Origin of the sequence: Lentzea albidocapillata, assembly GCF_000719115.1 — a bacterium.
GTDB classification, from domain to species: Bacteria; Actinomycetota; Actinomycetes; order Mycobacteriales; family Pseudonocardiaceae; genus Lentzea; species Lentzea albidocapillata.
Map to the genome: position 1 here is coordinate 71,151 of NZ_JOEA01000006.1, position 13,399 is coordinate 84,549.

A 13,399-nucleotide genomic window follows, 5' to 3' on the forward strand; every position below is an offset into this window, starting at 1 on the left:
AGCGCTACTCCCGATAGTGCGAGCACAATCCCTGCGAGCATCAGACTCCTCCCAACCGTGCGAACAGGACGGAGGCTGAAGCGCCATCAGGTTCCGTAACCGAGGCGCTCGGGGATCCAGACCCCGCCCTGTTCTTGGCCTGCTCGACATCTCGTGAGCGGGCTTTGCTGACGGTAAGCGGGATCATGAACTTAGAGTGACAGTGAAATGACAGTCCGTTCGAGTGAAGGTGTGGCCTGGGTACTCTGGGGAAGCGGCGACAACACCTGCCACCCCACCGGGAGGACTCGTGACGGACTCGACCGGCGTCGGTGCGAACGTCGCGCGGGCACGCAAGCTACGCGGCTACACCCAAGAACGACTCGCTAGTGAGATCACGTACTCAGTCTCGATGGTGCGCAAGGTCGAGCGCGGACTTGAGCCCGCGTCGCCCGCGTTTCTGTCAGCCGCCGCACGCGCACTCCGAGCCGACGTCAACGACCTGACCGGCGCTCCGTACCGCGGAACCATCGAGTTGGACGGGCTCAGCGATCTTCGCGCGATCCTCGCGGAGGGGCTCCACGTGCGAGCGATCGAACCGCAGCCACTCGACGAGCTGGCCGCTGAGGTCAACCGCGTGAACCTGCTCTATCGCAACGACCGGGGCAGGCAAGCACTCGCGAAGCTTCCGATCCTCATCCGCCAACTTCACGGCGCACTCCACACCGCCGGCACTGAAGCCGAGCGAAGCGCGGTGTACTCGCAGCTCGCGAGCGCCTACGTCACCGCCGAGCGGATCGCGCGTCGGTTCGGGTATTTGCCGCTCACCACTCCCACGTTGGACCGGCTGGAGGTCTTCGCCGAACGCGCCGACGATCCGCTGTACGTTGCTCAAGCGCTGGTGAAGCGCGCTCGGGTGCTCATGTACCACGACAGCTACGACCTGGGGCTGACGCTGGTCGAGCAAGGGCTCAGCAAGATCGAAGGCACCGGCGAACGAGCACTGGCTGTTCGCGGATACGGCCACCTTGCCGGGGCGATCGTGGCAGCACGCGGGCGGAAGCCGGACGTTGCCCGAGCACACATCGCCGAAGCGCGGAGCGTCGCTGAGCACGTCGATGGAGAGTCTGACGCCTACGGGACGCTCTTTGGGCTCGCCAACGTCGGCATCCACTCAGTCGCGGTGGAGTTGGAAGCTGGAGACCCCGCGACGGCTGCTCGTCAAGGCTCCACGCTTCGCCTCCCGAAGTCGATTGCGGCACCCCGCGCTGGCCACCATTGGCAAGACACCGCACGTGCATTCCTGCTCGCAGGAGACCCCGGAAACTCACTGAGGGCGCTCAACCGGGCTCGGAAGGCTGCACCGCAGCAGACACGGCTGCACCCGATGGTCCGCGAGACTCTTCGCGGAATCGCGACGCTCGAACGCCGCAAGTCGGACACGGTTTCGAACTTCGTGGACTGGCTCGGTCCGAGCGCGGTGCTGTGACTTGGCTGATCTCTGCTTCGTGACTCACGGTTGTAGCAGGTCGCCGTCTAACCAGGCGGCACGACCGGGCCGAGCCGCTTGCGCACGCCGTCCTCCTGATAGCGCGCGACGGTGTCGGCCAACTGCTCGCACGCCCGCTCGATGGCCTGCCTGGCCTCGTTGCGCTCGCTGGTGACGGCGCTCAGGATCAGCCCGGTCAGCGCCACCGATCCGTTGAACGCCTGCAGCACGATCATGGTGGTCAGCAGGTCGTGCGCGACGAAGTGGCCGCTGGCCGCGGACATCACGGCGGCCACGGCGATGATCACCGCGCACGGGGCGGCGACCGCGTGCTGGAAGCGGAGCGCGGCCCAGATCAGCATCGGGAACACCAGGAACAGCAGGCGCGACTCCGTTGTCGTCACGAAGGCGGCGATCACGGCGGTCACGACCAGCAGCGCGGCCGCCTCCGCCAGCCGGCGTGGCGGGGCGTTCCAGTGGCGCGGCACGGTGAGCAGCAGCGGCGTGAACACCAGCACGCCCATCGCGTCGCCCGTCCACCACACCGACACCACGGCCGGCACGTCGTTCCACGGGATCACGCCACCGGCCCTCAACGCCGCCGCGCCGACCAGCGCGCTGACCGACATCGCACCCAGGGCTCCCGCGAACACGAGCAGCAGCGCGTCCTTCAACCGGTCGAGCGCCGGGCGGAAGCCGAAGCGGGTCAGCAGGTACCAGGCGAGCAGGGGTGCGGCGGTGTTGCCCGCGGTGATCAGCAACGCCGAGAGCAGCGGCGCGCCCAGGGAGATGTTGGTGGCGAACGCTCCCAGCGTGATCCCCGGCCAGACCCTGCGGCCTGACATCAGCAGTGCCGCCACGGCGATCCCCGTCGGCAGCCACAGCGGAGTGACCTGACCCTTCACGAGGGCCAGGACCAGGCCGACCTGCGCGGTCGCGTAGTACGCGAGCGCGATCGCCGCGATCGTGACGACGGTGCGGAGTGTGGCGTTCACCGCCACATGCTGCACCTGTGTACAGACGTTGGCCATACCCCGCGACAGGGCGTACCCACCTGGACTCACTCCGTAGGTAGACGCCGGCCGGTCCCGCCGGCACACCCGGCTTTGACCAGTGCAAATCGACATACCGGCTGGTATGCTCGGCGACTCTCAGGCGGTCGTTGGGCTGTTCGGGTTGACCTCGGCCGGGCGGTTGCGTCGGATGGCAGACGACTAGTACCCGTTAGTAACAAGCGGCTTAAGGGGACCCATGAAGACCGTGTTCACGACCTGCCCGCTCTGCGAAGCGATGTGCGGGCTGGAGCTGACGGTCGAGGGCGACCGCATCACGAAGGTGCGTGGCGACCGCGAGGACGAGTTCAGCAAGGGCTTCATCTGCCCCAAGGGCGCCTCGCTCGGCACGCTCGACGCCGACCCCGACCGGCTGAGCACCCCGCTGATCAAGCGCGACGGCGAGTTCCAGGAGGCCACCTGGGACGAGGCCTTCGCGTACATCGACGAACGCCTGAAGGACTTCCCCGACCGCGATGCCGTCGCGATGTACCTCGGCAACCCGGTCGTCCACTCGCTCGCCGGCGGCCTCTACGCGGGACCGCTGCGCAAGGCGCTGGGCAGCCGCAACGTCTTCACCGCCAGCACCGTCGACCAGATGCCGAAGCACGTGCAGGTCGGCCACATGTTCGGCGGCATCTTCTCGATCCCCGTGCCCGACATCGACCGCACCGACTTCATGCTGGTGCTGGGCGCGGACCCGTTCTCGTCCAACGGCAGCCTGTGGACGGTCCCGGACGCGCCCGGCCGGTTCAGGGACCTGCAGAAACGCGGTGGTTCCTTCGTCGTCGTCGACCCGCGCCGCAGCCGCACCGCCCAGGCCGCCGACCAGCACGTCGTGATCAAGCCGGGTACGGACGTGTTCCTGCTGCTGGCGTTGATCCACGAACTGTTCGCGCAGGACCTGGTGAACCTCCGCGAACTCGCGGGGCACGTCACCGACCACACGGTGATCCGGGACCACGTCGAGAAGTTCAGCCCCGAGGCCGTCGAGGAACGCACGGGCGTCGGCGCGGCCACGATCCGCGCGCTGGCAAGGCAGCTGGCTGGGGCCGAACGCGCCGCGGTGTACGGCCGGATCGGCACGACGACCGTCGAGTTCGGCACGGTCGCGTCGTGGGCGGTCGACACCCTCAACGTCCTGACCGGCAACCTCGACCGGCCCGGTGGCGTGATGTGGCCGCTGCCCGCGCACAGCAAACGCGGTTCCGGCAGTGGCAAGGGTTTCGCCATCGGCCGCTGGCACAGCCGGGTCAAGGGCCACCCCGAGGTGATGGGGGAGTACCCCGCCGTCACGATGGTCGACGAGATCGAGACGCCCGGCGAGGGCCAGGTGCGGGCGCTGTTCACGATCGGCGGCAACCCCGCGCTGTCGCTGCCGAACTCGGCGCGGGTGAACGACGCTCTGTCCTCATTGGACTTCATGGTCAGCGTCGACCCGTACCTCAACGAGACCACGAGGCACGCGGACGTCATCCTGCCGACGCCGCCGCCGTCCCGCCGCGACCACTACGACATCGCGTTCCTCAACAACTCCGTGCGCAACGTCGCGAAGTACTCCCGCGCGGCGATCCCGTTGGAGGAAGGCAGGGTCGACGAGACGGACATCTTCTTCCGCCTCACCACGATCCTCGCCGGCATGGGCCCGGCGGCCGATCTCGACGCCATCGCGGCGTTCCAGCTCGACGACCTGAAGAAGAAGGCGGGCGCCGGCTTCGAACCCGAGGGCGAGACGCGCGAGGAACGCCTGCTGGACCTCAAACTCCGCACCGGCGCGTACGGGGTGACGTTGCGGCAGTTGCTCGACCACCCGCACGGCATCGACCTCGGCCCGCTCACCTCGCGCCTGCCGGAGATCCTGCGCACGCCGTCAGGCAAGATCGAACTCAGTCCGCAGCCGATCATGGACGACCTGCCGCGCGTGCTCGCCGCGCTGGAGACGCCCGAGACCGGGATGGTCCTGGTCGGCCGCAGGCACCTGCGCACCAACAACTCCTGGATGCACAACGTGCCCGCGCTGGTGAAGGGCAAGCCGTTGTGCACGCTCCTGGTCAACCCCGGCGACGCCACCCGCATCGGCCTGACCGACGGCGCGACCGCCCAGGTCACCTCGCGCGTCGGCAAGATCGAGGTGCTGGTCGAGGTCACCGCGGACATCGCGCCCGGCGTCGTCTCGATGCCGCACGGCTGGGGCCACGACCAGCCCGGCACGCGGCTCACCGTCGCCGAGAAGCACGCCGGCGTGAACGTCAACCTCCTCACCGACGACCTCCGCATCGACCCGCTCTCGGGCACCGCCGTGCTGAACGGCACCCGCGTGCAGGTCGTGCCCGCCTGAGACCCCGTTTCCCGACGTGTAGGAGCCGCCATGACCGCCGGAGTCACCAGCCCCAACGCGGTGCGAGCCGTCCGCCGGATAGCCGACCTGCCGTTCCTCGCGGAGCAGGCCTACGGCGACGCGGTGGCGTGGCGGTTCAAGCAGGACGGGCAGTGGCGCGAGCAGACCTACGCGGAGGTCGCCGAGGTGGTCCTGGACCTCGCGTCCGGGTTCGTCCACACCGGACTGGAGGTGGGCGACCGGGTCTGCGTGCTCGCGAACACCCGTCCGGAGTGGACGGCGGTCGAGCTCGCGGTGCTCGCGGCGGGTGGCATCGTCGTGCCGATCTACCCGTCGAGCGCCCCGGAGGAGATCGCCTGGGTCGTCGGCGACTCCGGCGCGTCGATTGTCGTGGCCGAGAACGAGGAGCAGTGCGCCAAGGTCGAGGCTGTCCGATCCGAACTCCCCGAGCTGCGCGCGGTTCTCTCGATCGATCCGGCCGGCGACCGCCCGCGGGTCGCGGAACTGCAGGACACCGGCCGCACCTCGCCGCTGGCCGGCGTGCTGGACTCCCGCCGGGCCGCGATCAGGCCGGAGGACCCGAGCCTGATCATCTACACCTCGGGCACCACCGGCCCGCCCAAGGGCTGCGTCCTCACCAACGCGAACTGGGTCGCGCTGTGCCGGGTCGCGGAAGAGGCCCGCATCGACGCGATGACCGGCGTCGTCTACCTGTTCCTGCCGCTCGCGCACGTCTTCGCGCAGATCATCATGTTCGGCACCATGTACCGCGGCGGGGCGCTGGCCTACTTCGGCGGCGATATGAAGGCGATCGTGCCGGAACTGGCCGAGGTCCGGCCGACGTTCCTGCCGTCCGTGCCGCGCATCTTCGAGAAGATCTACACGTTCGTCACGTCGAGCGTGCCCGCGGAGCAGCTCGACCAGGCCGTGGCGCTGGGCCTCGAGGTCCGGCGCAGGCGGGCGGCGGGCGAGCCGGTGCCGGCGGAGATGGCGGCCGCGTTCGAGCAGGTCGACGCGTTGTTCGCCAACGTGCGGGCGGTGTTCGGCGGCCGGCTCGTGCAGGCCCTGTCCGGTGCCGCACCGATCTCGCGTGAGGTGCTGCGGTTCTTCCACGCGGCCGGGGTGCCGGTGCTGGAGGGCTACGGCATGACCGAGTCCACGGCGGTCGGCACGATCAACACACTGGACCGCTTCCGGCTCGGCTCGGTCGGCGCGTCCGGTGTGGCGGGCCTCGAGATGTCGCTGGGGGAGGACGGCGAGCTGCTGATGCGCGGCCCGCACGTCTTCGCGGGCTACTGGCGCAACGACGAGGCCACGGCCGAGACGCTGCGGGGCGGCTGGCTGCACACCGGCGACCTGGGCGAGATCGACGCCGAAGGGTTCGTGACGATCACGGGGCGCAAGAAGGACATCATCATCACCGCGGGCGGCAAGAACATCGCGCCGGCGAACGTGGAGAACGTGCTGCGCCAGTCCCGCTGGATCTCGCACGCCGTCCTGTTCGGCGACCGCAGGCCGTACTGTGTGGCACTGATCACACTCGACGCCGACGAGATCGCGCCGTGGGCGACGGCCCGCGGCTTGCCCTCCGACGTCGAATCTTTGGTGGGTCACCCAGACGTGCGCACGCTCGTGCAGGAAATTGTCGACGAAGCGAACTCGCACTTCGCCAGTGTTTCCCAAGTGAAGAGGTTCGTGCTGCTCACCCGTGATCTGTCCCAGGAGGAAGGTGAGCTCACCCCGACGTTGAAGGTCAAACGCAACGTCGTCCATCGCCTTCACTCTGCGTTGTACGAAGGGCTCTACGGGTAACCCGAACGTACGAGAAATCCAAAAACAGGTACATCCACCCTGGCGGATTCGTTCCGGTCAGGGCAGAGTGGGACACCAAGCGGCGCTAGGCCCCCTCCCCCCTCGGGCCCAGCCGCTTCGCGGCCCCGGCTCAAGGCGTACTCCCCCCAGACGCCCAGCCGGGGCCGCCTTGCATCTCCGTCCTTTGTGGTCGCGCCGGCGACCGATCGGATCCGTGTCAGCGTTTCGGTGGCGTCGTGGTCCCGCGCACGATCAGCTGGGTCTCCGCCATGATCTGCGGCGCGTCGGTGTGGTCCGAGTCCAGCCAGTCCAGCAGGAGGTTCACGGCCGTGCGTCCCGCCTGCGCCACCGGCATCGCCACCGTGGTCAGCGCGGGCGAGCACAGCGAGGCGTACGTGAGGTCGTCGAAGCCGGTCACCGACACGTCGCCCGGCACGGACACGCCCCGGTCGCGCAGCCGTGCCAGCACGCCCAGCGCCATGATGTCGTTGTAGGCGACGATCGCCGTCGTGGCTGCCGCGAGGGCAAGGTCCGCCGCCTGCAGGCCGCCCTCGAAACGCGGTGCGAACGGCCCGAGGTCGACCAGGTCCACCCCGTGCTTCGCCACCGCCGTCATCAGGCCGCGGCGACGCTCCTGGTTGGACCACGAGGTGCGCGGCCCGTTGAGGTAGGCGATGCGGCGATGCCCCAGCGCGACGAGGTGGTCGATGACGGCGTGCATGCCGCCCGCCGAGTCCATCAACGCCGCGGGCACGCCGGGCAGACGCCGGTTCAGCAGCACCAGCGACGTCACGCCGGCCACCTCGCGGACCTGCGAGTCCTCCAGACCTGGCGCGCACAGCACGACCCCGTCGACCTGCTTGGCCATCGCGTGCACGAGCTTGGCCTCGGCGACCGGGTCCTCGTCGCTGTCCGCCACGAACACCGCGTAGTCGGCCTGCATCGCCCGTGCCTGCACGGCCTTGAGCACGCCGGTGAAGAACGGGTTGTCGAGGTCCGGCACGACGATGCCGATGTTGCCCGTCTTGCCCGTGATCAGCCCGCGAGCCGCCCTGTTGGGCTGGTAGCCGAGCTCCGTCGCCGCAGCCAGCACGCGGGTCCTGGTCTCCGGGCGCACGAGCTCCGGGGACGTCAGCGCACGCGAAACGGTGGCCACCGACACGTGTGCCCTGCGCGCCACGTCGCGGATGGTGACTGCCACTTGTACCTCACCCTCAACAGCTGGTTGAACCAATCATGACGGGTGCTGCCGGGAAAGCCCGTCGAGCAGCAGGCTGATCAGCCGCCGGGGGTCGTAGCGTGGGTCGTCGTCCCGGCCGATGCACAGGTTGCCGATCCCGCGCATCAGCTCGAACGGCCGCACGTCGGCGCGGATCTCGCCGGCCTCGGCCGCCGCGTCGAGCAACGAGCCGCACACCGGTCCGAGCCGGTCGAGGAAGTACGCGTGCAGCGACGCGAAGCCGCTGCTGTCCGACTGCATCGCGCCGGCGAGCCCGTGCTTGGTCACCAGGAAGTCCACGAACAGGTCGATCCACTTGCGCAGCGCGGCGGCAGCGGAGTCCTCTGTGGACAGCAGGGCGGGGCCGGCCTCCGCGCAGGCCTCGACCTGGTGCCGGTAGACGGCCACGACGAGGTCCGCGCGGGTGGGGAAGTGGCGGTAGATCGTGCCCATGCCGACACCGGCCTCGGCGGCGATCTCGCGGATCGGCGCGTCGACGCCCGACCGTACGAACACCTCGGCCGCGGCGGCGAGCAGCGTCTGCTCGTTGCGCACGGCGTCGGCTCGCTTGCGTGGTGGCACGCGCGCTCCTTCCCGAGCGGACGGTTGACAAAACGGAACAGTGCTCCGTATCGTTCCGGAACGTCGCTCCGCTTGAGTGGACTGTACTCGAAGGGAACCCCATGACCGTCTTCACGGTGAGCCCTGTTGTGCTCGAAATCCCCGGCAGGCCCGTTGACCTGCAGTTGAAGGTCTCCGCGCCGACCGAGGGCACCGGCCTGCCGATCCTGCTGCTGTCGCACGGGCAGGGCTACTCGAACCACCTGTCCTCGCTGAACGGCTACGCGCCGCTCGCGAACCACTGGGCCGAGCAGGGCTTCGTCGTCCTGCAGCCAACGCACCTGAGCAGCGGAAGCCTGACGCTGCCGGAGAACACCCCTGGCGCGCCGATGTTCTGGCGTTCCCGCGCCGAGGACATGTCGCAGATCATCGACCGCCTCGACGAGATCGAGAAGGCCGTGCCGCAACTGCAGAACCGCTGGGACCGCACGAAGATCGCCGTCGCCGGGCACTCGATGGGCGGCCACACCGCGAGCCTGCTGCTGGGCATGAGGACCGAGGGCGTCAGCCTGAGGGACGACCGGATCAGGGCGGGCGTGCTGCTCGGCTCGACGGGCCGGGGCGACGTGGTCACCGACGTGGTGAAGGAGCACTACTCCTTCATGCAGCACACGGACTTCAGCGAGATGACCACGCCCGCGCTCGTCGTCGCCGGCGACGCGGACGCCTCCGCGCACCTGACCACCATGGGGCCGGACTGGCACGCCGATCCGTACCACCTCGCGCCCGGCCCGAAGGATCTGCTCACGCTGTTCGGCGCGGAGCACGGGTTCGGTGGCATCTCCGGTTACGACGTCGCCGAGACCACGGACGAGAGCCCGGAACGGGTCGCGGCCGTGCAGCGGCTCACCGCGGCCTACCTGCGCGGTCAGCTGCACGGAACCACGGACTGGCAGGACATCAAGGCCGCCGGGATCACCGAAGGCCGCGTCGAGTCCAAATAGGACTCAGTGCGCGTTCGGCTCGGGGTTTCGCCCAGGCCGTGACAGGAACTCGAAGTCGCAGCCCTTGTCGGCCTGCGTGATGTGCTCGTAGTACAAGGCGCCGTAACCGCGTTCGAACTTCGGCGGTGGCGTTGTCCACGCGTCACGACGACGCGCCATCTCCTCGTCGGAGATCTCCACGCGCAGCACCCGCGCCTCGACGTCCAGCGTCACGAGGTCGCCGTCCCGCACCAGTGCCAGCGGACCGCCGATGTGCGCTTCCGGTGCCACGTGCAGAACGCATGCGCCATAAGAAGTTCCGCTCATCCGCGCGTCCGACACGCGCACCATGTCCCGGACACCCTCGCGCAGCAGCTTGTCCGGGATCGGCAGCATCCCGTATTCCGGCATGCCGGGCCCGCCCTTGGGGCCGCCACCGGCCAGCACGATCACCGAATCCCTCGTCACCTCCAGCGACGGGGAGTTGATCCGTGCCTGCAAGTCCTGGTAGCCGTGGAAGACCACGGCGGGCCCGGTGTGCCTCCACAACGCGGGATCGGCCGCGACGTACTTGATCACCGCGCCGTCGGGGGCCAGGTTGCCCCGCAGCACGGCCAGCCCGCCCTCGGGTGAGATCGGATCGTCCAGGGGGCGGATCACGTCGGAGTCGTACACCTCGGCGCCGTCGAGGTCCTCGCCGAACGTCCGCCCCGTCACCGTGATCCGCTGGAGGTGCAACGAGTCCCGCAACCGCGACAGCAGCCCGCGCAGCCCGCCCGCGTAGTAGAAGTCCTCCATCAGGTGCGTTCCGGCGGGCTGGACCGAGGCCAGCACCGGCACCTCGCGCGACAACCGGTCGAAGTCGTTCAGCGACAACGGGATCTGCGACCGCCCGGCCATTGCGATCAGGTGGATGTACGAGTTCGTGGAGCCGCCCAGCGCCAGCACGGTCCGGATCGCGTCCTCGTAGGCCTCCGCCGACAGCACGTCGCCGATCGTCAGCCCCTCGCGCACCATCTCGACCGCGCGCATGCCCGACGCGGCCGCCATCCGGTGGTGCGCCGAGTCGACGGCCGGGATCGACGACGCCCCCGGCAGCGTCAGCCCCAGCGCCTCCGCGGCGGCCGTCATGGTCGAGGCCGTGCCCATCGTCATGCACGTGCCGGGGGAGCGGGCCAGTCCGGACTGGATCTCCGCCCAGTCGCCGGACGAGATCGTGCCCGCCCGCTTCTCGTCCCAGAACCGCCACATGTCCGTGCCGGACGCGAGCTTCTCGCCCCGCCAGTGGCCCCGCAGCATCGGCCCGGCGGGCACGAAGACGGCAGGCAGCCCGGCGGAGGCGGCACCCATCAGCAACGCGGGGGTGGTCTTGTCGCAGCCGCCCATCAGCACGCAGCCGTCGACGGGATAGGACCGGAGGATCTCCTCGGTCTCCATCGACAGCATGTTCCGGTACAGCATCGGAGTCGGCTTCTGGTACGTCTCCGACAGGGTGGAAACCGGGAACTCCAACGGGTAACCGCCCGCTGCCCAGACCCCGCGCTCGACCTGCTGCGCCCGTTCGCGCAGGTGCATGTGGCACGGGTTGATGCCGCTCCACGTGTTCAGGATCGCGATGACCGGTTTGCCAAGGTGCTCGGCGGGGTTCAGGCCGAGCTGACGCATCCGGGCGTTGTGCGAGAACGCCCGCAGCCCCTCGCCCTCGAACCACTCCGCGCTGCGAAGCCTCACAGCAGGCTCCACGAGTTCAACAGCACACCCACGGCCGAACGGTCGGCCTCCGACAGCACCGAGGCAGGCGGCCGTACGTCCCGGCGGCACAACCCGAGCTGTGCCAGGGCTTCCTTCACGACGGACACGTTGTTCGCCGACTCGCCGGCCGCCCGCAGCTCCTCGAACCTCCGGACGAACTCCCAGAACTCCATCGCCGCACCGAACTCGCGGGCCCGCAGGCACCGGAACATCTGCACCGACAGCTGCGGCGCGACGTTCGCCAGCCCGGACGTGAACCCGGTGGCCCCGACCGCGAAGTACCCCGGCGCCGACAGCTCGGCCAGCCCCGCGATCCACGTCAGCCGCTCGAGCCCGGCGTCGCGGGCCACCGAGGCGAACCGCACCGGATCCGGCACCGCGTACTTCACGCCGACGACGTTCGGGCACGCGTCCGCCAACGCCGCGATCTGTGCGCCGCCGATACGTGGGTTCCGCACGTACAGCACCACGCTCAGCTCGGGCACCGCCGAGGCGATCGCCCGGTGGTAGTCCACCCACCCGTCCAGCGAGACGTACGGGTGCACCGGCTGGTGGATCATGATCCCCTGGGCGCCGGCCCGATCCGCGAACCGGGCGGCGGCCACGGCGGACGACAGGTCGTGCCCGACCCCGGCGACGATCGCCGCACGATCCCCGGCCACGTCCACGGTGATCCGCAGCGCGCGTTCGGTCTCGGCGGAGGACAACGTGTAGAACTCGCTCGTGTTGCCGTTCGGCGTCACGACCGAGATCCCGCCCTCGACCATCCGGTCCACGACCGCGGCGTAGCTCTTCTCGTCGATCGCGCCGTCCGCGCCGAACGGTGTGACGGTGATCGCCACCACGGAAGCCAGCTGCTCGGACAGGTCATCGAACGACATCGGAAAGCTCCTCGACCACTCGATCGGCGAAAGTCCGGATGTGGCGGCGCAACAGATCGGCCGCGACGTCGCCGAAGCCCTCCTCGGCGGCGACGAGGATCGCCCGGTGCTCGGCGGCCTCGGCGTCCCAGGTGGGGTGGAGGCCCCAGCCGGCGATGGTGATCAACGCGGCCTGGTCGCGCAGCCCGTCGAGGATCCCGACCAGCAACGGGTTGCCGCACCCGGCGTAGAGCGCGCGGTGGAAGCGGCGGTTGGCCAGGCTGCGCCGCGCCAGGCCGGGGACCTCCTCCAGGGCTGATCTCGCCTCGGTGAGGTCCGCTCCCAGCTCGACGGAACGGCGCAGCGCCTCCGGCTCCAGCAACATCCGCACGTCGTAGACGGACGCGGCCATCCCGGCGTCGACCGTGCGGACCGTGGCGCCCTTGTACGGGCTCATCACCACCAGCCCCGACCCGGCGAGCGTCTTGAGGGCCTCGCGCACGGGCGTCTTCGAGACGTTGAGCGTCGCGGCGAGATCGGTTTCCACGAGCGCCTGACCGGGCTTCAGTTTTCCGTGAAGAATCGCTTCTTTGATCGATTCCAGAACGAAGTCCGTCCGGGACGCCGGAACGACTCCGGGCCGGTCATACATCATATATGAGAGCGTAGGAGCTGGTAGAGCCCCAGGTCAACCGTTTCGTGTGGGCTGTACAACCTCCTTGTATCCACGTTGAACCAACTTCCTCGCAGGCTCGTTCTGAAGATGTTGGTCACCGCCGTACGCGGGGCTGGAGAAGAAGAAATTCGAACGTCCTGGGCACCGACGAGTTGAACGAGAACGACATGCTGATGGAAGAACTGCCACCGGAGGCCGCGATCGACGGGCCTCCGCCGGACCTGGACCACCTGCTCCAGCGCACGCTGGGCACGGTCCGTGAAGAGAGACATCAGGCCGTGCGCCGCCGAGGGCGCATCACGGCACTGTCGTCGACCCTTGTCGTCGCCGGAGTGCTCGCCGGGGGCGTCTGGCTGGGTCAGGGAATGGGGGTCGGTGGCACCGAGAACGTCGACGCGCTCCTGCAGGGGACCTCGTCGTCGGGTGCGCGGATGGCCGTCCAGGTCACCGACACCGAAGGTGGCTTGAAGCTGGTCGCGACGGTCGACGGCATGCAGGACGGGGAAGCCTGCTGGCTGGTCGTGCACACGAGGGACGGGCGAACGTTCACCGCCGGCTCATGGAGGGCGCACGCCGGTGAGGTGACCCTGGCCGGGTCCGCGATGGTGCGGGCAGGGGACGTGGCCGGAGTCAGCGTGGTCGACCACGATCGCCGGCCGCTGGTGACCGCCCACTGAC

At 69.3% G+C, this 13,399-nt stretch carries 11 protein-coding genes; 5 read left to right on the top strand and 6 right to left on the bottom strand.

The genetic code is table 11. The features are described 5' to 3' along the window. Positions 1-289: 289 nt before the first annotated feature. On the top strand, positions 290-1,468 hold the full coding sequence (locus IG04_RS0109890; RefSeq protein ID WP_030476270.1) for a helix-turn-helix domain-containing protein: 1,179 nt from the start codon (positions 290-292) through the stop codon (positions 1,466-1,468). 47 nt (positions 1,469-1,515) lie between these two features. Here IG04_RS0109890 and IG04_RS0109895 read toward each other — a convergent pair whose 3' ends face one another. Further along, positions 1,516-2,463 (bottom strand): MASE1 domain-containing protein, encoded by a 948-nt coding sequence (locus tag IG04_RS0109895; protein ID WP_211257726.1) that lies wholly within the window; start codon positions 2,461-2,463, stop codon positions 1,516-1,518. A gap of 256 nt (positions 2,464-2,719) precedes the next feature. Here IG04_RS0109895 and IG04_RS0109905 point away from each other — a divergent pair, with 256 nt between their 5' ends. Next, positions 2,720-4,858: a molybdopterin oxidoreductase family protein gene (locus IG04_RS0109905; protein WP_030476272.1), complete on the top strand. Its 2,139-nt coding sequence runs from the start codon at positions 2,720-2,722 to the stop codon at positions 4,856-4,858. 30 nt (positions 4,859-4,888) lie between these two features. Then, positions 4,889-6,670: an AMP-dependent synthetase/ligase gene (locus IG04_RS0109910; protein ID WP_051769446.1), complete on the top strand. Its 1,782-nt coding sequence runs from the start codon at positions 4,889-4,891 to the stop codon at positions 6,668-6,670. Between the two features lie 217 nt (positions 6,671-6,887). On the opposite strand, the gene IG04_RS0109915 is transcribed toward IG04_RS0109910, so the two are convergent. Then, the gene (locus IG04_RS0109915; protein WP_030476274.1) at positions 6,888-7,871 is read right to left on the bottom strand and encodes a LacI family DNA-binding transcriptional regulator; all 984 of its coding nucleotides are present in this window, start codon (positions 7,869-7,871) and stop codon (positions 6,888-6,890) included. 33 nt (positions 7,872-7,904) lie between these two features. Beyond that, complete coding sequence (locus tag IG04_RS0109920; protein WP_030476275.1) at positions 7,905-8,471, bottom strand: TetR/AcrR family transcriptional regulator; 567 nt, start codon at positions 8,469-8,471, stop codon at positions 7,905-7,907. 101 nt (positions 8,472-8,572) lie between these two features. Between IG04_RS0109920 and IG04_RS0109925 the strand changes: the two genes are divergently transcribed. Further along, entirely contained in the window at positions 8,573-9,454 is an 882-nt protein-coding gene (locus tag IG04_RS0109925; RefSeq protein WP_030476276.1) for an alpha/beta hydrolase family protein, read from the top strand. A 3-nt stretch (positions 9,455-9,457) separates the two neighbouring features. Here the strand turns inward: IG04_RS0109925 and araD are convergent, their stop codons facing one another. Genes araD through IG04_RS0109940 form a run of 3 tightly spaced genes read right to left on the bottom strand, consistent with a single transcriptional unit; the run spans position 9,458 to position 12,697 of the window. After that, the gene (gene araD, locus IG04_RS0109930) at positions 9,458-11,164 is read right to left on the bottom strand and encodes an L-arabinonate dehydratase (protein WP_211257727.1); all 1,707 of its coding nucleotides are present in this window, start codon (positions 11,162-11,164) and stop codon (positions 9,458-9,460) included. After that, a complete protein-coding gene (locus tag IG04_RS0109935) occupies positions 11,161-12,066 on the bottom strand; it encodes a dihydrodipicolinate synthase family protein (RefSeq protein WP_030476278.1) in 906 nt (301 codons plus the stop codon). Before IG04_RS0109935 ends, araD begins: the two co-directional genes overlap by 4 nt. Continuing rightward, complete coding sequence (locus tag IG04_RS0109940) at positions 12,053-12,697, bottom strand: GntR family transcriptional regulator (protein ID WP_030476279.1); 645 nt, start codon at positions 12,695-12,697, stop codon at positions 12,053-12,055. Before IG04_RS0109940 ends, IG04_RS0109935 begins: the two co-directional genes overlap by 14 nt. Positions 12,698-12,888: 191 nt before the next feature. Here IG04_RS0109940 and IG04_RS0109945 point away from each other — a divergent pair, with 191 nt between their 5' ends. Further along, entirely contained in the window at positions 12,889-13,398 is a 510-nt protein-coding gene (locus IG04_RS0109945; protein WP_144065515.1) for an anti-sigma factor, read from the top strand. Position 13,399: the final 1 nt, after the last annotated feature.

Excerpts from the sequence above, each read along its gene's own strand:
- IG04_RS0109905 (WP_030476272.1), top strand. The coding sequence starts at position 2,720 with ATGAAGACCGTGTTCACGACCTGCCCGCTCTGCGAAGCGATGTGCGGG.
- IG04_RS0109935 (WP_030476278.1), bottom strand. The coding sequence starts at position 12,066 with ATGTCGTTCGATGACCTGTCCGAGCAGCTGGCTTCCGTGGTGGCGATC.
- IG04_RS0109945 (WP_144065515.1), top strand. The coding sequence starts at position 12,889 with ATGCTGATGGAAGAACTGCCACCGGAGGCCGCGATCGACGGGCCTCCG.
- IG04_RS0109925 (WP_030476276.1), top strand. The coding sequence starts at position 8,573 with ATGACCGTCTTCACGGTGAGCCCTGTTGTGCTCGAAATCCCCGGCAGG.
- IG04_RS0109940 (WP_030476279.1), bottom strand. The coding sequence starts at position 12,697 with ATGTATGACCGGCCCGGAGTCGTTCCGGCGTCCCGGACGGACTTCGTT.
- IG04_RS0109910 (WP_051769446.1), top strand. The coding sequence starts at position 4,889 with ATGACCGCCGGAGTCACCAGCCCCAACGCGGTGCGAGCCGTCCGCCGG.